Raw genomic sequence first — 19,302 nt, 5'->3', positions numbered from 1 at the left:
TCCTAGGGGACTTATTACCCTCTTCATATTGCTATTCGATACTCAGGTTGACGACGGTAGAATTCTGTATCAGAACATTATTACCAGTATTCTGGATAACGCTTGAAATGCCAGAGCTATCTGACAAAGCCCCTGATTGCAGAATATTATTACCGCTTACTGTGTGGCTTGCCGTATTACCTTTACTTATACCTTTAATGTCAGAGGCCAAACTGGTGAGCTCAAGCTCTACGTCCACAGATTGTTTACCTCTAGATTGCTCCATTACATCGTTGGTAACGGCAGTATCCGGCAATACAAGTTCCTCAGCGTGCACAGAGAAGGTCAACATCAAACTGATAGTGCACAGTGTCAAACGCATCATTATCTCCTAGCTTTTCCGCTTAATCTGATGTTAAAACGCTAGCATTGGTTGTCACGTTTTGTTGAACTAACGAATTTGCACCCGCGTTCTGTGTTACCGTCGTGATACCAGCAGCTCCACCAAAACCACCAAGGTTATTGGTATTGTTCATTGCTGCAGCTCCGCCACCACGTCTGCTTGGGTGTCCGCCACCATTAACGTTGTTGCCGGATACACTACCCATTTGATTGGAGTTGGCGATCACTACATCAGCATCCATTTCGATGTTGTATTCTTCACTGCTGCTAGAGTCATTAAAGCTGTTCGCATAACTAGTGCTAGAATCTGAGTTATCTGAGTTGTCAGAATTGTCGCTATTATCTGAGTTATCACTATTGTCCGAGTTGTCATTGTTACTGTTAGCTACGCTGTTATCTGAGTTGTCAGAATTGTCGGAGTTATCACTGTTATCTGAGTTGTCAGAATTATCAGAGTTATCGCTGTTATCCGAATTGTCGTTGTAACTATTAGCTAAGCTAGAATCGGAATTGTCACTATTATCTGAGTTGTCCGAATTGTCGGAGTTGTTACTGCTATCCGAGTTATCAGAACTATCAGAGTTATCGCTGTTATCCGAATTGTCGTTGTAGCTATTAGCTAAGCTAGAATCGGAGCTGTCACTATTATCAGAGTTATCCGAATTGTCGGAGTTGTTATTGTAACTACTAGATAAGCTAGAATCAGAGTTGTCGCTATTATCTGAATTGTCAGAGCCGTCAGAGTTATCCGAATTGTCGGAGTTGTTATTGTAACTACTAGATAAGCTTGAATCAGAATTATCGCTATTGTCAGTATTGTCGCTGTTATCTGAGTTATCCGAGCTATCTGAATTATCACTCCTATCAGAGTTGTCATTTTGACTGCGGGTTAGGCTAGAGTCAGATCGATCATTGTAACTACCATCAGTGTTCGCGCTATCAGACCATTGTTTGTTGCCACCACCGCCATCTACAAAGTTTTCAATCTCTATTTCATCTGATGGGTTGGAACCATGTTTGTTCCCATGACCTCGATCAGCTAAGGCCCCACCACTCAACATTGCTGCCGCCAGTGCGATAGCTAATCCTGTTTTATTCAGGTTCATAATAAGTACCCCATTATCCTTGTTCGTCCAATTTGAGGGTTTGCATAAAATACACCGTTACTCTCACTTCTCCTCGAGAGCAATGAGATTATAGGTAAGCAAAAGTAGAGTGATAGGGAGGCTAAAGGGGTACTGGAAGTAAGTGCAATGATTTTGATGAAAAATTCAATATAAACAACAGGTTACCGATGCTTGCTGAAGGGTTGCTTAGAGTATGAAAACGAGTGTTAAAAAAGGCTGAATTAGTTTGAATTTTAGCTTTAGCATTGTCTAAATTAAGGGACATCTAAATTAAAGTATGAGTCGAAGTATTAGTATAAAAAACAGAAACTTGAAATTTATGAGGCTTATAAATAGATGAAGAAACGTGCCAGTTAGTAGTAAGTTTGATGAATCATGTAATGGAAACTTCATCTAACTCTCAGCCTTTCTTCTTTCTGTTGGAGGTTGTTTAAACTATATTTACTGTACAAATAATAACCGGAATCGCGAGGCTGTGGCATCTTCAAGTTGTAGTGTGAGCCACTAATAACACTAATCATGAACACTCGAACTTTGTTGATCCTTGCGGAGAAAAATCTGCAAACTAGTCTTCTAGAAAAGCAGCTTTCTACAAATCCAAACCTTCATGTGCATACGTGCCTGCCTGAAGAAGCGATTACTAACAGTCAAACTCTTGTAACTGACTTAGTTTTGATTGAGCACAGTTACTTGCGTGCTATCGACAACAAACAACTTTTACCCGACTTTGACATGTTAAGTTGGCCTCTTATGGTGCACAACGTGCCCGCAGCACCGCTTGATGAAGATCTTCTACGTTGGAAGTTATTAAAAGGAGTGCTTCTTAATAATGCGATGGTAGAGCATATAAATGAAAGTATTGAATACATCTTCAATGGGGGGCTTTGGTTGCCTCGGCCGTATATGGAGAGGTTGGTATCGAGCTATCGTTGCTCTGATCTATCTTCCGATCCACACGATTCGGGTTTAACCTCTAGAGAAAAGCAAATATTAGAGCTATTGGCTTATGGCATCTCGAACCAGCAAATAGCGACGCGATTGTTTCTCTCGGAGAGTACAGTAAAAAGTCACATCTACAAGCTGTATAAAAAGTTAAATGTTCATTCGCGCCATGATGCAATTAAGTATGCACGTATGAATGATTACTCGCTGACGAAATAGCCACAACCCCGTTCTCATTAAGCTAGATAATATCCTTTAATTTCATCTGCTTATTTTATTTAGGTATATGGTCATCTGTTGCATTAGGGCGGTCACACTTTTCAATTAATCTCTCCATATTAGCTACATTTACTATCGTGTTTCTCTATTTCATCACAATCAAGGTCTAGTATTAAGTATCAGTATTACGAATACTTTTTGAGCTTGTAAGGACATTAGCGAATGATCAAAAACGCTCTGACAATCCCGCTACTAATCGCGGTTTCGTTTCCTTCATTGGCCGCGGAGTCTGACAATATTACGTTTTCTCATTTTTATGGTGGGATCAAACTGGGGTCAGCGAACTATGGTGACTTGGGTTCGGGTGTAACAAGCGTAAGCGAAGTGGATGATTCCCCATTTGCTTGGGGGGCCTTTTTTGGTGTTCAGGCTTTGCCATGGCTAGCTTTTGAATTGGGGTACCATGACTTAGGCGAAGCTGATCTCAAGGATATACCAGGTAGCTACGATGCTAAAACCCTTGATCTAACGGCAAAAGGCTCTTACGAAATGGTTGACCGCCTTTCTATATTTGGCAAGATAGGTTTTCAGGCCTATGAGTGGAGTGCGAATGGTGAGAATGTTTTTGAAGACGATCAAGGCTGGACTCCGCACTTAGGTGTTGGGCTTGAGTATCAATTTCATAAAAACTGGTCTGGCGCTGTTGAGTACACATGGTATAACGATATTGGTGGTCCAGATATTAACTACTATGGTATTTCAGCCGCTTACCACTGGTTCTAACAATGCCCCAAATTGCGGTGTAATTCGAGAAATGGAATGACGAGTGATACTTAAACAACGACTACTTATTTGGTGGGATAAATACCTTTCGAGATACGCGTTGGTGTTAGCTAGAACCAACGCATTGTTTTTGGTATTTGCATACTCAACTTTAGTTTATTTGGGCTATCGAGTGCTTGGAGAGCATGCACTTACCGATCAGCTTGTTGATTTTATTTACTTCCTTGCCGTCACTGGTTCAACCGTTGGATATGGTGACATGTCACCTTCTACGCCCAATGGCCGCCTATTTACTGCTTTTTTTGTTATACCTCTATCGTTAGGTTTATTTGGTGTCATTATCGGCAAGGTCATCAGTGCGTTTTCGACGTTCTGGTTTCGTCAATTTAAGGGAAAGCACAACGTGAATTTTACTAACCATATTGTGATTATTGGCTACAATCGCGACAGAACGCCACATTTAGTGCAAATGCTGAAGCGAGAAGAAAGGCAGCGTAAAATTGTTCTTATCAGTGTCCAAGAGCAACAAAACCCACTCGGCGATGATGTTGAATTTATCAATGCACATAGTTTTACTGAAGAAGATGATCTAAAGCGAGCGAGCATAGATAAAGCGTCGTGTTTGGTTGTCGATACAGATACTGATGAAATGACATTAACCATTTCTTTATTTGTAGCTAGGCTGAACCCGAATGCACATCTCGTTGCTCACTTTGTGGATGATGTGAAATGTCAGATCCTTTCAGCGCATTATCCCAATGCTGAATGCATATCGAACCTTTCAACTGAATTGCTGGCCAAGTCGGTAATAGATTTTGGTAGTAGCTTTATACACAGTGAATTGGTCTCCGCCCACAAGGGACAGACCCAATACAGTATTGTGGTGCCTCAAGAGGTGCCTGATTTTGAACTGGAAAAAGTGTTCTTAGATTTCAAACAGAACTTCGAAGCAACGATTATTGGCAGTCGTAATTCGGCAGGAGAGGTCAATATCAATCAAAAGCTCAGTACTGTGATTAAAAGCGGTGAGATTTTATTCTATATCGCAGATGAAAGAGTCGAGTTTTCAAGTTGGCCTAAGTAAAGAATGACTAAGGCCATTGCATTGCGGCAACTTGGACTACTCGTTTATTATGCTCTCTTTCCAATAGGCATAAAGGCCTTCAATATTAGAGGAGCAAAGTAATTTCATAGCTTCTTTGATATGCAAATCGCTCCATTCCCACCATTTCATCTCGATAAGTTGAGTGCGCTGATGTTCGTTAAAGCGATAACGGATATGTTTTGCCGGGTTCGAACCTACGATGGAATAGGGCTCAACATCTTTGGTTACCACGGCTCGACTCGCAATAATGGCACCATCACCAACTCTGACACCATTCATGATCATCGCTTCAGTACCAATCCAGACATCATTGCCAATGACAGTATCACCTGAGCGCTCAAAGCCATCTTTGGCATCCATAAAGTGTTCATTATCTTGATAAAAAAAGGGAAATGTACTGGCCCACTGATTCTGATGACCTTGATTACCGGCCATCATAAACACAGCTCCTGAACCGATCGAGCAATAGCTGCCGATGATCAATTTGTCCACGTCATCTCTATCAGGAAGTAAGTAACGAGCGCAGTCATCAAAGCTGTGTTTATGGTAATAGCCAGAGTAATAACTGTGTTTACCGACAATGATATTGGGGTTAGTAACTTGCTCTTTGAGCGTTTTCCCTATGAATGGGCTTTCAAAATAATTGGTCATCTAGTCGTTCTCGTAAGCTGATTGATTAAAAGTACTGTGTAAAATCAGAACTTTCAACATCTTAAAGATGGCATCATAGATACACCGATGGTGATAACGTTTACACTTTACTTATCCCTTATTTATCCTGTGAGTTAATCTTTATAGGTATGTACTGCTTCTTTTTTGTGGAAACGTTTACACTGTTTGAGTTTGATCACGGATCGATCCTGTAATTGATTGCTAAACTGATTGGCAGTTGATCAATTTAATGTACAGAGAGGTTATTGTGAAAGTACTCGTTACAGGTGGTTTGGGATATATAGGAAGTCATACTTGCGTGCAAATGCTAGAGGCAGGTATGGAACCTATCATCGTAGATAACCTTTGCAATGCAAAAGAAGAGGTTCTGCAGCGCATTGAGGCTTTGACTGGGATATCACCAAGATTTCATCTTGGTGATATCCGAGACGAAGCCTTCTTAGATAGCGTGTTTTCACAACATGACATCGCAGCGGTTATTCATTTTGCTGGCTTAAAGGCAGTGGGTGAATCAGTGGCAAAACCTCTTGAGTATTACGATAACAACGTTAATGGCTCGTTGGTGCTGTGTCGCTGCATGAGGAAAGCAGGAGTGAAGAGCATAGTGTTTAGTTCTTCAGCCACGGTATATGGCGACCCTGAGATCGTACCCATCACCGAAGACTCTCCAACGGGTGCAACGACCAACCCGTACGGCCGCAGTAAATACATGGTAGAGCAGTGTTTATCGGATCTGTTTGATGCAGAGAATGACTGGAGCATTACCTTGTTGCGCTACTTCAATCCTGTTGGTGCTCATCCAACGGGAAGTATGGGTGAAGATCCGCAAGGGATCCCGAATAACTTGATGCCGTTTATTGCTCAGGTAGCGGTTGGACGTCGAGACAAATTAGCGGTATTTGGTGATGATTACCCAACCCCAGATGGCACAGGTGTTCGTGACTATATCCACGTTATGGATCTTGCAGATGGACATATAGCCGCATTAAAAGCAGTGGGCAAAGAAGCCGGGCTGCATATCTATAACTTAGGTACCGGCAAGGGTTCAAGCGTGTTGGAAATGGTTGAAGCCTTTGCTAAAGCGAGCGGCAAGCCTGTGCCTTATGAGATCTGTCCTCGTCGGCAGGGAGATATTGCAGAGTGTTGGGCAAGCACACAAAAGGCACAGCAAGAGTTGGGTTGGAAGGCAAGTCGCAGTGTTGAAGCCATGACCGCTGATACCTGGAACTGGCAATCACGCAATCCTCAAGGTTACGAATAAAGAGAACAATTATGTCAAACATCGAATTTAACCCAGTAGATCACCCACATCGTCGCTATAACCCATTAACTGGGCAGTGGATACTAGTTTCACCACACAGAGCAAAGCGCCCTTGGAGTGGTCAGGATGAGAAACCATCGACACAAGAGTTGCCTAGCTACGATAAAGAGTGCTTTTTGTGTCCAACCAATGCTCGTATCTCTGGTGATGAAAACCCTGATTATGATGGTACTTATGTATTTAGTAATGATTTTGCGGCCTTAATGCCTGACTCCCCTGATGCACCGCAATCGGATAACCCCTTGTTCAAGACTCAAGGGGTGCGAGGCTTGAGCCGAGTGATTTGTTTCTCACCAGACCACAGTATGACGCTACCTGAGTTACCTGTGAACAAAATCAGGGGCGTAATTGATACCTGGAATGAGCAAATTGAAGAGCTGGGCAAAGAGTATTTATGGGTGCAGGCCTTTGAGAATAAGGGTGAAACAATGGGCTGCTCACAGCCACACCCACACGGTCAGATTTGGGCGAACAGCTTCTTGCCCAATGAGATTGAGCGTAAAGAAAAGCACTTGAAAGAGTATTACCAACAACAGGGCTCAAACCTGCTGGTGGATTACGTTGAAGCTGAAATAAAAGATGGGTCTCGTACTGTCGTTGAGACTGAACATTGGATTGCTGTAGTGCCTTACTGGGCGGCGTGGCCTTTTGAAACCATGCTATTACCGAAAACACATATTCGCCGAATGAGCGAGCTAACCGACGAGCAGCGTGATGATCTTGCTGTAGCGATCAAGAAGCTCACAAGCCGTTACGATAATTTGTTTCAGTGTTCATTCCCTTATTCTATGGGCTGGCATTATGCCCCCTTCTTTGAAGAGGGAACGGACATAGAACATTGGCAGTTACATGCTTTGTTTTATCCGCCGTTACTGCGCAGTGCCACCGTCCGTAAGTTTATGGTGGGTTATGAGATGCTTGCGGAAAGCCAGCGCGATCTCACCGCAGAGCAGGCTGCACAGCGTCTTCGTGACCTCAGTGATGTGCATTACAAAGAACAATAATAACCCTAGAAAAAGCGACTGATCCAAACGGGTTTAGAGCAGTTGCTTTCAACAATAAAAATTAGAGAAAAATCCTATGTCTGAACTTATTCAAAACGTGAAAGCCTCTTTCGAACAGGTACTTAACTACAAACCAACTCATATTATTCAAGCTCCGGGTCGCGTGAACTTGATTGGTGAACATACTGATTACAATGACGGTTTTGTTCTTCCTTGCGCTATCAACTACCAAACCATGGTTGCTGCAGCCAAACGTGATGACAATATCGTTCGTGTGATATCCGTTGATTATGACAATGCTGTAGATGAATTTGATTTCACCCAAGAGATTGTATTCCAACAAGACAAAATGTGGGCCAACTATATCCGAGGCGTGGTGAAGTGTTTATTGGGCCGAGGTTTTAAGTTCAAAGGCGCCGATATTTCAGTAACGGGTAATGTGCCACAAGGAGCTGGCCTGAGTTCATCGGCAGCATTGGAAGTGGTTATAGGTCAAACCTTTAAGGTGCTTTACCAACTAGAGATCAGTCAAGCTGAGATCGCTCTCAATGGTCAGCAGGCTGAGAATGAATTCGTAGGCTGTAACTGCGGCATTATGGATCAAATGATCTCAGCAGAAGGCCGTGAAAACCACGCAATGTTGTTAGATTGCCGCAGTCTGGAAACGAAAAGTGTATCAATGCCTGAAGACATGTCGGTGGTGATTATCAACTCTAATAAGAAGCGAGGGCTTGTTGATAGTGAGTACAATACTCGCCGTGAACAGTGTGAAGAGGCGGCTCGTATTTTCGCAGTTAAGGCTTTACGTGACGTAACGATCGAGCAACTTGAAGGTAAAGCCTCAGAGCTCGACGAAGTCGTATTTAAACGTGCTCGCCACGTTATTACCGAAAACAACCGCACACTAGAGGCCACTGACGCACTTATTGCGGGTGATATGAAGCGCATGGGGGAGCTAATGGCTGAGTCGCATGCGTCTATGCGAGATGATTTTGAAATCACGGTGAGCGAAGTCGATACCTTAGTGGAGATTGTTAAAAATGTCGTGGGCAGTGCTGGTGGTGTTCGTATGACAGGTGGTGGCTTTGGTGGCTGCATCGTCGCATTAGTGCCCCCAAGCCTAGTAGAGGAAATAAAGTCTTCCGTTGAGCAACAATATGAAGCGGCAACAGGCCTTAAAGAGTCAATCTACGTCTGCCAAGCCAAGCAAGGTGCTGGTTTAGTCGAGTTGATAGACTAACAATCTCTTGATTCTTAGCTCTAAACACTCTAGCTGCTAATTTGTTGAAAACATTTTCTTGAAAGAAAGGTGGGGCAGGTAGAGTGTTTATTGTTATAATGAAATATTATCATTTAAATAAATTTTAATAATTTTTATTGATGAGCAGTTCTCCATATACTCTCTCCATCGACGCAAAACACGAAACAAATTACTAAGAGATTGGAGCAGATTATGAAAATGAATCACGTAGGTATCATGGTTGGCGATATGGGCAAAGCGGTTGAGTTTTATACTAAAGCGCTGGGTCTTAAAATCGTAATGAACAACACTAAGGTTATCGAAGAGCGCGAAACCGCTATTGGCCGTATGTGTATCGCAGTATTCGGCGAGGGCTTTAAAGGCTTCAACATTGCACACCTTGTCACTTCAGACGGCATCGGTGTTGAGATGTTCGAAATGAAAGAGCGCCAAGAGCGTCACGAAGTTGACTTCTCTCGCCTAGGTATCTTCCACTTCTGCTTGCAAACTGACGACTTTGAAGGTGCTATCGCTCGCACAGAACAATACGGCGGTAAGGTTCGCATGGACATTATGCGCTATCACCCAGAAGACGACAGCAAACAAGCAAAAATGGTCTACCTAGAAGACCCGTTTGGTAACTTGTTCGAGCTTTACTCGCACACTTACGAAGAAACGTACGCTTCTGATTACTCTTAATCGAGACAGTAAGTGAAATGAGAAAGGATTGGCTATTGCCAATCCTTTTTTGGTTTTGAAGATTCAATGACATTAGTTCAGAATTAGAAAATACCCAGCAGTGAGGTGTCTTCTATTTCAGTACCTTCTTCTCTCTGACTAGTACGCGCACTCCGGCGTGTAAATAAGCGTTCAGTGCGATTATCTTACTGATCCGGTAGCAGCGCCTCAACTTGGCGAAGTAGATCCTGTATCTGTTGCTTTTGATAGTGAGCTTCTATTTTTGGTTTACTGCTCTCACGCTTTATGAGCTCGACAGGAATACGCACTTGTTTCTGTGGGGGCTCAATGAGAGGGTCGTGATTTTTTAATTCGATGGCGAGAATCACGGCTTGTTGTCCTATTTCAGTAAAGTCTTGCTTCACTGTGGTGAGGGGCGGGTTGAAGTAAGCACTGTCTGCTATACCATCAAATCCAACGACAGCCACTTGCTGGGGAACCTCGATGTTCATTTCGTTTAGGGCTCGCAGTGCTCCCAAGGCCATCTGGTCACTAGCAACCAATATGGCATCAAAGCTCTTTTGTTTTGCTATTGCTTCTCGAACGGCAAGGTACCCACTTTGAGCTTGCCAGTCTCCTTGATATTGAAAAACCGCCGACTTGTTTACGTCACTTAGCGTACTGAGCCAACTTTCCAGTCGAATCTTAGAGGCACTGGATTTGCTCGGTCCGGTGATTAGTACGAATTGCTCTCTATTACCTTCCAATAGATGGTGTACGGACTGTGCCGCACCGTCCGCATGTTCGCCATGAACAAAATGCACACCAGTACCATCAGGTACATCAATAAAGATAAGATGAAGGCTTTGAAACTGCTCTACTAAATGAGTTGCGTCCTCAGAAGTCAGTGGCACATTTAGGATCACACACTCCACTTGCTGTGCAATAAGCTCGCGAATGGACTGTTGGATATTGCTAAGGGTGGGGTCTGAAACCACAGAAAAAGCAGTACCAAAATGCAACTCATGCGCTTTCATACGCACGCCGTTGGCTATCAGTGCCGCACCATGTAGTGCCATATCAAGAGTGATTAAGCCTATGCTGGTGGAACGGGCACGGCTAAGCATTTGCGCGCCCTTATTTGGAACATAGCCTAGTTGTTTAATTGCTTTGTTAACTTTGTTCCGTGTTTTCTCCGCGACATTTTCGGATCCATTCGTCACTCGTGAAACGGTTTGTGTCGAAACACCAGCCAGTTTTGCGACGTCTTTGAAGGTGACACTCACTGTTATTTCCTCAACTTTGTTTCCCGACTGGGTCAATACTACAAAAATTATCACAATATAACCTTGACCAACTTCAATAATGTCGTAAAAAACATGTAATTATGTTCTCGAAAACAACTAGATCTAGATCGAATTATGTACCTAGCGTGCCTTGTTTGGATCACATTTAACCGCCTTGTGTCTACAAAGTTTAGCGTTTTGTATCAGTATTAATCGTAATTAATGTTTACGAAAACAATGTTGGTTTGCCATGAACGAATTTATCCATCTACAAAGTAAAAATCACAGCTTGATCATCAAGACTGCTCGAGTTCCTGAAGTGTTGCATTGGGGCGCAAAGATCGCTCAGATCGATGAGGATCTGTTGTTGTCTACCGAGCGTCCCATTTCTCAAGCGCGCTTGGATGTTGATGTGCCACTATCCCTGTGTCCTGAGTTGGGTAGTGGTCATTTTAATGCACCTGGCATTGAAGGGCACCGCGATGGACTGGACTGGGCACCAGTATTTAATTTGGTTGCGACCAAGCAAACTACAGATGCTGTTGAGTTCACGCTACGTGATGATGTGGCAAAGCTGGAGCTTACCATTGAGCTAGAGCTGGATTTTGACACAGATGTACTTAAAAAACGCACCTCGGTGAAGAACTTGGGAGACAGTCGTTACTACTTGGGTAAGCTTTCATCAACGCTTCCATTGCCAAACCATGCTAACGAACTAATGACTTTTCATGGTCGCTGGTGTCATGAGTTCCAAACTCAGCGTCAACGTTTTGAACATGGCGGATTTATGCAAGAGAACCGTCGTGGCCGTACTTCACATGAGAATTTCCCAGGACTGTTTGTGGGGAGCAATGGTTTTAGCGAACAAAACGGTCAGGTGTGGGGTTTCCATTTAGGTTGGAGTGGTAACCATCAGATGCGTGCAGACGTTCGTAGTGATGGTCGTCGATTTGTTCAGGCTGGAGAGTTGCTTCTAGCGGGTGAGTCGATCTTGGATGCGGACGAATGCTATCAAAGCCCTTGGCTTTATGGCTGCTACAGCAATTCTGGTCTCAATGGTATTTCACAGCGTTTTCAACAGTTTGTGCGCCAGAACATCGTTAAGTTTCCAGTAGATAAGCCTCGTCCTGTGCACCTTAATACCTGGGAAGGCATCTACTTTGACCACAAGCCTGAATACATCATGCAGATGGCAAGTGAAGCCGCAGAAATGGGAGTGGAACGCTTTATCATTGATGATGGCTGGTTTATTGGCCGTGATGGTGAGCGCGCCGCTCTTGGTGACTGGTACCTAGATGAAGTGAAATACCCAAATGGTCTAGAGCCAGTGATTGAGCATGTGAATGAAAAGGGTATGGAGTTTGGTCTTTGGGTTGAGCCTGAAATGGTGAGCCAAGATTCTAACCTGTACCGTAATCATCCGGAATGGGTGCTAGGTCTGCAAGGGTATCATCAGCCATCAGGTCGCTGGCAGTACGTTCTGGACCTGCAAAATGAAGGTTGTTTTAACTATTTGTTTGAGCGCCTTAATGATCTACTGACTCGTTATAACATCACTTACCTTAAGTGGGATATGAACCGCGAACTTGTTCAGCCTGGCCATCAAGGTCGTCCAGCGGTTCACGGCCAAACAATGGCACTGTATCGCTTAGTTGATGAGTTAAACAAAGCGCATCCTGAGGTTGAAATAGAGTCTTGCTCGTCAGGTGGCGGTCGAATTGATTTTGAGATCCTAAAGCGTACGCAAAGATTTTGGGCATCTGATTGTAACGATGCATTAGAGCGCCAGGCGATCCAAAAGGGTATGAGCTACTTTTTTCCACCTGAAGTAATGGGCGCTCATATCGGTCCTGATGAGTGTCACTCAACTAATCGACGTCATCATATTAATATGCGCGGCGTAACTGCTCTTGGTGGTCATATGGGGGTTGAGCTTGACCCTGTAAAAGAGCCTCAAGAAGAAAAAGAAGCCTTCTCTCGCTACATTGCTCTGCATAAGCAATATCGTCACTTGCTGCACAGCGGTCGCAGTTTCCGTATCGACCCTGCGGACAAAAACCAGAATATCTACGGTGTTGAAAGCGATGATGAAATGTTGATAACGGTTTGTCAGTTAGCAATGCCAGATCATGCGCTTCCATCTCCTCTTCGCATTAGCTGCACTGATTCTGACGCCAAATACCAAGTGAAATTGGTAGAGATGCCACAGACCAGTTTTCAGTTGATGAAGCAACGTCCTAAATGGCTAGATAAAACACTGACTCTAAGCGGCGACAATCTGAAAGAAATAGGGATAACACTGCCTATTCTCGACCCAGAATCCGCTCTGATTGTGCACCTACAAAAAGTCTAATAACGAAAAAACCTCTGTAAAACACTACCGGCAGCGAGGTATTGCTGCCGAATAAAATATAACAAATAAAGGAAAATAAAATGTCTATAACGGTATTGCTATCGTTCTTTCTGTTTACTGGGTTTGTGGTGGCTTACACCTATAACAAAGTAAAGAATGACAAGAACACCTCACAAGACGGCTTCTTTCTTGGCGGAAGAAGCCTAACTGGTGGCTTGATTGCGAGCTCACTTATTTTGACTAACCTTAGTGCAACGAGTTTCGTTGGTATGAGCGCACAAGCTTACACCCACAACATGAGTGTTATGGGATGGGAAGTGGCCTCTGGTGTGACGCTCGTTATCATCGCTTTGATGCTCGTGCCACGCTATTTGAAGCAAGGTATTACCACCATTCCTGATTTTCTGGAAAGTCGCTACGACCTTTCTGTGAAGAAGTTTGTTACGCTACTTTTCCTTTGTCAGTACGTGATCAACATTTTGCCGACAACTCTTTATGCAGGTGCTGTGGTACTGGGTGAAATCTTTGATGTTCAGGCTCTATTGGGCATCTCTGAATTCAGTTCTATCGCTCTGATTGCGGCCACCATAGGGCTACTGGGTTTCTTCTATGCTATCTATGGTGGTTTAAAGGCGGTGGTTATCGCTGATACTATTAATGGTGTTGGCCTGATTATTGGCGGCCTAATGATCCCTGTATTTGGACTTATGGTATTAGGTGGCGGTAGCTTCGGTGCAGGATTGGATACTTTGCTAACAGCCGCTCCTGAGAAGCTTCAATCTGTGGGTACTTCAACGGATCCACTGCCGTTCTCTACACTATTTACTGGTTTGTTGCTGGTGAACCTTTACTACTGGGGTACAGATCAGTCTATTATCCAACGTGCTCTTGGCGCAAAGAATTTAAAAGAAGGTCAGAAAGGCGTTATCCTTGCGGGTGCGATTAAGGTTATTTCTCCTCTATTTCTTATCATCCCTGGAATTATCGCATTCCATATCTTTGGAGCGGATGCGGGTAACCCAGATACCATGTACACGCGTTTGGTTAATGAGGTTCTGCCTAAACCACTGGTCGGCTTCTTTGTTGCAGTGATGTTTGGTGCCATTCTAAGTACCTTCAATGGTGTATTGAACAGCTCAACGACCTTATTTGCTCTTAATGTGTATAAGCCTTTATTTGGTAAAGGAAAGAGTGATGAAGAGTTGGTGAGTAAGGGTCGCATCTTTGGTGTTATTATTGCGATAATCTCTGTATGTATTGCACCTTTCATCATGTATGCACCAGAAGGCTTGTTTCAATATCTACAAATGGTTGCGGGATTCTTTAGTGTGCCTATCTTTACCATTGTGTTTGTGGGATACATCTCTAAGCGTGTACCCGCTATTGCAGCCAAGGTTGCTTTGACAGTATTCGTATTGTCTTACGCGGCAATGCAGCTAGTGTTTGATACGCCGATTCACTTCCTACACCAATTGGCTATCTTGTTTGTAGTGTGTACGGCTCTGATGTTCATCATTGGTCACTTTATGCCTCGTGAGACCGAGTATGTGATGCCAATAAATGAGAATATTGATGTAACACCATGGGCATTCCGCTTTGAGGCGTCAGCCATTATCTTGTACATGGTTCTAGGTGCTTATGTGATGTTCTCTGATGTCGGCTTTGTTTCTAATGACCCAACAGTAATGCAAGTCTATGGATTCTGTGGATTGATTATGCTTGCAGGAATCGCCTTCCGCTTACTAAGACGTAAGGCAAAAAACAAAGCAGTGGCATGTGCCTAGCTGAGTAAAGTACAACCACATAGATACGTTCTAAAAGCCCTTGCTTTAACCTTCATTACTCAATGGATGGATTAAGCAGGGGCTTTTTGCTTTGCGCTTTAAATGCTTTAACTATCAAGTATGTTATTTTTAGTTGGAAAATTAGTTGCTGATCACATTACTGTCTTCTGGAGTAAGGTGCATGCCATTTTTGTGGCTGAATAATACAGCTATCAGCGTAATACTTATAAAGTGAGTTCTTCTTTCTTTCCACTAATCCCACCTTAATCCCTTGCTATGATTAGCTTTTGGCTTCAACTTCCTCAATCTAAGCTGGTTGTTTCACTCGCTGAGCAGAAAAACAACAATCGTCGTTAAGATCTAAAAAAACACCATTTTGACGTTTTTGACGAGCAGTGGTGATAATCACACTTTCAATATAAAAATACCTCAACGCAGCCTAGGTATTGAGTGTTAATTAAAGTGCTTGTTGGTATTTAATCCATATAAAACAATTAGTTAAATTAATTCTCTTCCGTTTTCACTCCTATTTGACCTTGGTTTACTAAATTTGCAATGCGAATTAACGCGTTTTAGATTATATGCAGACCTACTCATTAGCTGATTTAGAAAAATTAAAAATACCAATAGGGACTTATCATGTTGAAAAAGAGTTTGATTGCTACCTCTGTAATAACCGTACTGGCTGGGTGTTCTTCAATGCAGAACTCACCACAGAATACCGTTGACCTACTTGCTAACAATCTAGACATCAAATATGAAGTGTTAACTAACCACGGCGCAGATGAAGGCTTGAAATGCCAAGACCTAGGTGCAGAGTGGGCTTCATGTAACCAAGTTAAAATGACGTTAACCAATGATGGTGAAGCGGTAGATTCAAAGGACTGGACTATCTATTTCCACAGCGTCCGTTTGATTCTAGATGTTGATAATGAACAGTTTAAGATTACACGTGTTACTGGTGACCTACATAAACTTGAACCAACAGATAAGTTTGAAGGATTTAAAGCGGGTGAGAGTGTTGATCTGACCTTTATTGGTGAATACTGGCAGTTGTTTGAGACTGACTTCTTTCCGGGTGCATTCGTTACTGCAGACGGTGCAGAGCCAAAACAAATCGTATCACTCAGCGATGTGGATATGACTGATTTCGTGAGCGGTTTAGAAGGGGATAACCTTAAGCGTACCGCTGGCGACAACAATATCATTGCCACAGCGGCATCACGCTTTGATAAAAACAGCGATGTAGCACTAGAAGACGTTACGACAGCCATTATTCCTGCACCGTCTTTCTCTCAAGCTAAAGAAGGTTCACTGGATATCTCTGGTGGTCTTAAGCTAGAAAATGCACCATTTGAAGACGCGCAAGTGCAGGCTCTTGAGAGCCGAGCTGAACTACTAGGTGTTAACTTAGCGGGTACGACACCCGTTCAGATCGCAATTACTCCTGAAGAGTTCAAAGCAGAACATGCTAAATCTGGTGCTTACTCTCTAAACATTGAACAAGATGGTATTGAGATTAAAGCCTTCGATAATGCGGGTGCGTTCTACGCGATGCAGTCTGTTTTCGCATTGGTAAACCTAGATGCACCCACTGAGCTACCTCAGGTTGAAATCAAAGATGCACCACGCTTTGACTACCGCGGTGTTATGGTCGATGTAGCGCGTAACTTCCATACTAAAGAAGCGATTCTATCGACCATCGACCAGCTGGCCGCTTACAAAATGAATAAACTTCACCTTCACTTAACTGATGATGAAGGTTGGCGTCTCGAGATCCCAGGATTACCAGAGCTTACAGAGATCGGTGCGAAGCGTTGTTTCGATTTGGATGAGAAATCGTGCTTACTGCCTCAGCTAGGTTCAGGTTCAACAACGGAAAACTTTGGTACAGGCCACTTTACTCGTGCTGATTACCTAGAAATCTTGAAGTACGCGAAAGCTCGCAACGTTGAAGTGATTCCAGAGATTGATATGCCAGCTCACGCAAGAGCAGCAGTAGTTTCAATGGAAGCTCGTTACGACCGTTTAATGGCTGAAGGCAATGAAGAAGCGGCTAATGAATATCGCCTAATGGATCCTCAAGATACGTCTAACGTTACTACGATACAGTTCTACGATAAGCAAAGCTTTATCAACCCATGTATCGATTCATCGAAGCGCTTTGTTGACAAGATCATTACTGAAGTTGCAGCCATGCACAATGAAGCAGGTATGCCTCTTACAACATGGCACTTTGGTGGTGATGAGGCGAAGAACATCAAGCTAGGCGCTGGTTTCCAAGACATTAATGCTGAAGAGAAAGTGGCTTGGAAAGGCAACATCGACCTATCTGAGCAAGACTTACCATTTGCTAAGTCTCCTCAATGTCAGGCACTAATTCAAAGTGGCGATGTTGAAGAGTTTGGTCACCTTCCAAGCTACTTTGCAGAAGAAGTTTCAAAAATCGTTGCACAGAAAGGCATTGCAAACTTCCAAGCATGGGAAGATGGCCTGAAATACAGCGAAGGCGCAGATTCATTTGCCACTGAAAACACACGTGTGAACTTCTGGGAAACTTTGTACTGGGGTGGCGCGGCAACTGTTTATGAGTGGGCGAACAAAGGCTACGACATAGTTGCATCAAATCCAGATTACGTTTACATGGATTTCCCATATGAAGTAGACCCGAAAGAGCGCGGCTACTACTGGGCAACTCGTGCAACAGATACACGTAAGATGTTTGCATTTGCTCCGGAAAACATGCCTCAGAACGCAGAAACTTCAGTAGACCGTGATGGAAATGGCTTTACAGCAGCAGGTACGGTTGAACAGGAACGCCCATTCTACGGTATGTCAGCTCAGCTTTGGTCTGAAACAGTACGTACTGATGAGCAGTTTGAGTACATGGTATTCCCTCGCGTTGTTGCAGCAGCAGAGCGTGCTTGGCATGCGGCTGAATGGGAAAACGAATATAAGGTTGGTGTTGAATACTCCCAAGATACAGACCTTGTGAACAAAGATGCACTTCTTGCTGATTGGACTCGTTTTGCCAACGTAATGGGTCAACGTGAACTGGCTAAGATTGAAAAAGCGGGCATTGATTACCGCCTACCAATCCCAGGAGCTGAAATTGTTGATGGCAAGCTTGCTATGAACGTTCAATTCCCAGGTGTAGAGCTTCAGTACTCTGTTGATGGTGAAAAGTGGGTGACATACCAAGATGAACAGCGTCCATCTGTTTCTGGTGATGTATGGATTAAATCAGTTTCCGCTAGCGGTGAAAGGGAGAGTCGAGTAACACAAGTTAAGTAAACTACGTAGGGTTTGTTTATTTCCTCTTGGCCAGCACTAGATGCTGGCCCTTTTTTTGCCTTGAATAAAGTACGCATATTTAAGGTTCAATAACATTAGTACTGCTCGCCATCAGTCGCCACTTGCAGTGTCTGTTGTTTTTAGTCTCTAGCGCCTTAAGGGTGTGACATCCTGCCTTAGCGCCGTTTACTCTTTCCTTTCTAAAAACTAACACGAGACACGTCGTTGTCGAAGTCTCTTATTGGCAATCTTAAGGGGTGTTTAGATCCCCGATAAGAGCACTCGGGGATGACAGAGTTTAACTAACGTATTGATATAAATGTGAAATCAACAGTTGGGGGCTCTAAGAGATGTGTGCTGACCCAAGTACAAAACTTACCGAAACCCCCTCATACTAGAGTGCTCCTATCGAGTATCTGCTGCGTTTGATATCCAGTAATGTCGCTCCGAGGTTTCCAATAGGGGCTCTAAGAGATGTGTGCTGACCCAAGTACAAAACTCACCGAAATCCGTCATACTCGAGTGCTCCTATCGAGTATCTTCCACTTTTGATATCCCGCAATTTCGCCCCGAGGCCTCCAATAGGGGCGCTAATAGATGTGTGCTGACCCAAGTACAAAACTCATCGAAACCCGTCATACTCGAGTGCTCCTATCGAGTATCTTCCACTTTTGATATCCCGTAATGTCGCTTCGAGATCTCCAATCGGGGCGCTAAGAGGTGTGTGCTGACCCAAGTACAAAACTCACCGAAATCCGTCATACTCGAGTGCTCTTATCGAGTATCTACTATTTTTAATACCCCGCAATGCAGCTCAAGCTCGTTTTCACTGGGGCTCACTACTTCAAAACAAAGCTGAACGAGAGTGTATCTGCTACAGTTCTTGGCCAAATCTTACAACCACTCTCTTTTACTCAGGTTTCTTGAGTAAAAATACACCTATTTTTACCTTCACATCCCTCCCAAGATACTCAACTTAATTCACATTCTTAATTTAGATTGTGTGATTTGCCGTTAAAAATGATTTAACGGAAGGTTTGGAATCTCTATATGCAGTCCTTTCAATTGCTTAGCTTAAACTTAGATCACATTTTCTATGATTATTTTGAACTT

The 19,302-nt window shown here is 43.5% G+C and carries 14 protein-coding genes; 10 read left to right on the top strand and 4 right to left on the bottom strand.

The features are described from left to right. Positions 1 to 31: 31 nt before the first annotated feature. Together OCU35_RS09765 and OCU35_RS09760 are read right to left on the bottom strand one after the other, a co-directional pair. Positions 32 to 361 (bottom strand): hypothetical protein, encoded by a 330-nt coding sequence (locus OCU35_RS09765; RefSeq protein WP_017031131.1) that lies wholly within the window; start codon positions 359 to 361, stop codon positions 32 to 34. Between the two features lie 22 nt (positions 362 to 383). Beyond that, a complete protein-coding gene (locus tag OCU35_RS09760; protein WP_102479943.1) occupies positions 384 to 1,487 on the bottom strand; it encodes a hypothetical protein in 1,104 nt (367 codons plus the stop codon). Between the two features lie 540 nt (positions 1,488 to 2,027). Between OCU35_RS09760 and OCU35_RS09755 the strand changes: the two genes are divergently transcribed. From OCU35_RS09755 to OCU35_RS09745, 3 genes are all read left to right on the top strand, one after another. Continuing rightward, positions 2,028 to 2,669 (top strand): helix-turn-helix transcriptional regulator, encoded by a 642-nt coding sequence (locus OCU35_RS09755; RefSeq protein ID WP_261825283.1) that lies wholly within the window; start codon positions 2,028 to 2,030, stop codon positions 2,667 to 2,669. A gap of 222 nt (positions 2,670 to 2,891) precedes the next feature. Then, positions 2,892 to 3,452 carry an outer membrane beta-barrel protein gene (locus OCU35_RS09750; protein WP_017031128.1) on the top strand — a complete coding sequence of 187 codons (561 nt, stop codon included), beginning with the start codon at positions 2,892 to 2,894 and terminating at the stop codon, positions 3,450 to 3,452. Between the two features lie 43 nt (positions 3,453 to 3,495). Further along, positions 3,496 to 4,536, top strand: coding sequence for an ion channel (locus OCU35_RS09745; RefSeq protein WP_017031127.1), 1,041 nt, complete (start codon positions 3,496 to 3,498; stop codon positions 4,534 to 4,536). 36 nt (positions 4,537 to 4,572) lie between these two features. On the opposite strand, the gene catB is transcribed toward OCU35_RS09745, so the two are convergent. Further along, entirely contained in the window at positions 4,573 to 5,208 is a 636-nt protein-coding gene (catB, locus tag OCU35_RS09740) for a type B chloramphenicol O-acetyltransferase (RefSeq protein ID WP_065209589.1), read from the bottom strand. Positions 5,209 to 5,476: 268 nt separating this feature from the next. Between catB and galE the strand changes: the two genes are divergently transcribed. The 4 genes from galE (at position 5,477) to OCU35_RS09720 (ending at position 9,493) form a co-directional block, all read left to right on the top strand. Further along, on the top strand, positions 5,477 to 6,490 hold the full coding sequence (galE, locus tag OCU35_RS09735; RefSeq protein WP_026012711.1) for a UDP-glucose 4-epimerase GalE: 1,014 nt from the start codon (positions 5,477 to 5,479) through the stop codon (positions 6,488 to 6,490). Between the two features lie 11 nt (positions 6,491 to 6,501). Further along, positions 6,502 to 7,554, top strand: a complete 1,053-nt coding sequence (locus OCU35_RS09730; protein ID WP_017031124.1) for a UDP-glucose--hexose-1-phosphate uridylyltransferase — start codon at positions 6,502 to 6,504, stop codon at positions 7,552 to 7,554. Positions 7,555 to 7,630: 76 nt separating this feature from the next. Next, a complete protein-coding gene (gene galK, locus OCU35_RS09725) occupies positions 7,631 to 8,794 on the top strand; it encodes a galactokinase (protein ID WP_261825282.1) in 1,164 nt (387 codons plus the stop codon). A gap of 213 nt (positions 8,795 to 9,007) precedes the next feature. Continuing rightward, complete coding sequence (locus OCU35_RS09720; RefSeq protein WP_261825281.1) at positions 9,008 to 9,493, top strand: VOC family protein; 486 nt, start codon at positions 9,008 to 9,010, stop codon at positions 9,491 to 9,493. A gap of 185 nt (positions 9,494 to 9,678) precedes the next feature. On the opposite strand, the gene OCU35_RS09715 is transcribed toward OCU35_RS09720, so the two are convergent. Next, a complete protein-coding gene (locus OCU35_RS09715) occupies positions 9,679 to 10,758 on the bottom strand; it encodes a LacI family DNA-binding transcriptional regulator (protein ID WP_017031121.1) in 1,080 nt (359 codons plus the stop codon). A gap of 250 nt (positions 10,759 to 11,008) precedes the next feature. Between OCU35_RS09715 and OCU35_RS09710 the strand changes: the two genes are divergently transcribed. The 3 genes from OCU35_RS09710 (at position 11,009) to OCU35_RS09700 (ending at position 18,189) form a co-directional block, all read left to right on the top strand. After that, on the top strand, positions 11,009 to 13,111 hold the full coding sequence (locus OCU35_RS09710) for an alpha-galactosidase (RefSeq protein WP_102449111.1): 2,103 nt from the start codon (positions 11,009 to 11,011) through the stop codon (positions 13,109 to 13,111). 80 nt (positions 13,112 to 13,191) lie between these two features. Then, a complete protein-coding gene (locus OCU35_RS09705) occupies positions 13,192 to 14,895 on the top strand; it encodes a solute:sodium symporter family transporter (protein WP_017031119.1) in 1,704 nt (567 codons plus the stop codon). 639 nt (positions 14,896 to 15,534) lie between these two features. Next, the gene (locus OCU35_RS09700) at positions 15,535 to 18,189 is read left to right on the top strand and encodes a beta-N-acetylhexosaminidase (protein ID WP_261825280.1); all 2,655 of its coding nucleotides are present in this window, start codon (positions 15,535 to 15,537) and stop codon (positions 18,187 to 18,189) included. The last annotated feature ends 1,113 nt before the right edge of the window (positions 18,190 to 19,302 follow it).

Origin of the sequence: Vibrio breoganii (assembly GCF_024346795.1) — a bacterium.
Lineage (GTDB): Bacteria > Pseudomonadota > Gammaproteobacteria > Enterobacterales > Vibrionaceae > Vibrio > Vibrio breoganii.
Note: the sequence above shows the minus strand (reverse complement) of the source record. Positions and strands in the feature narration are given on the sequence as shown.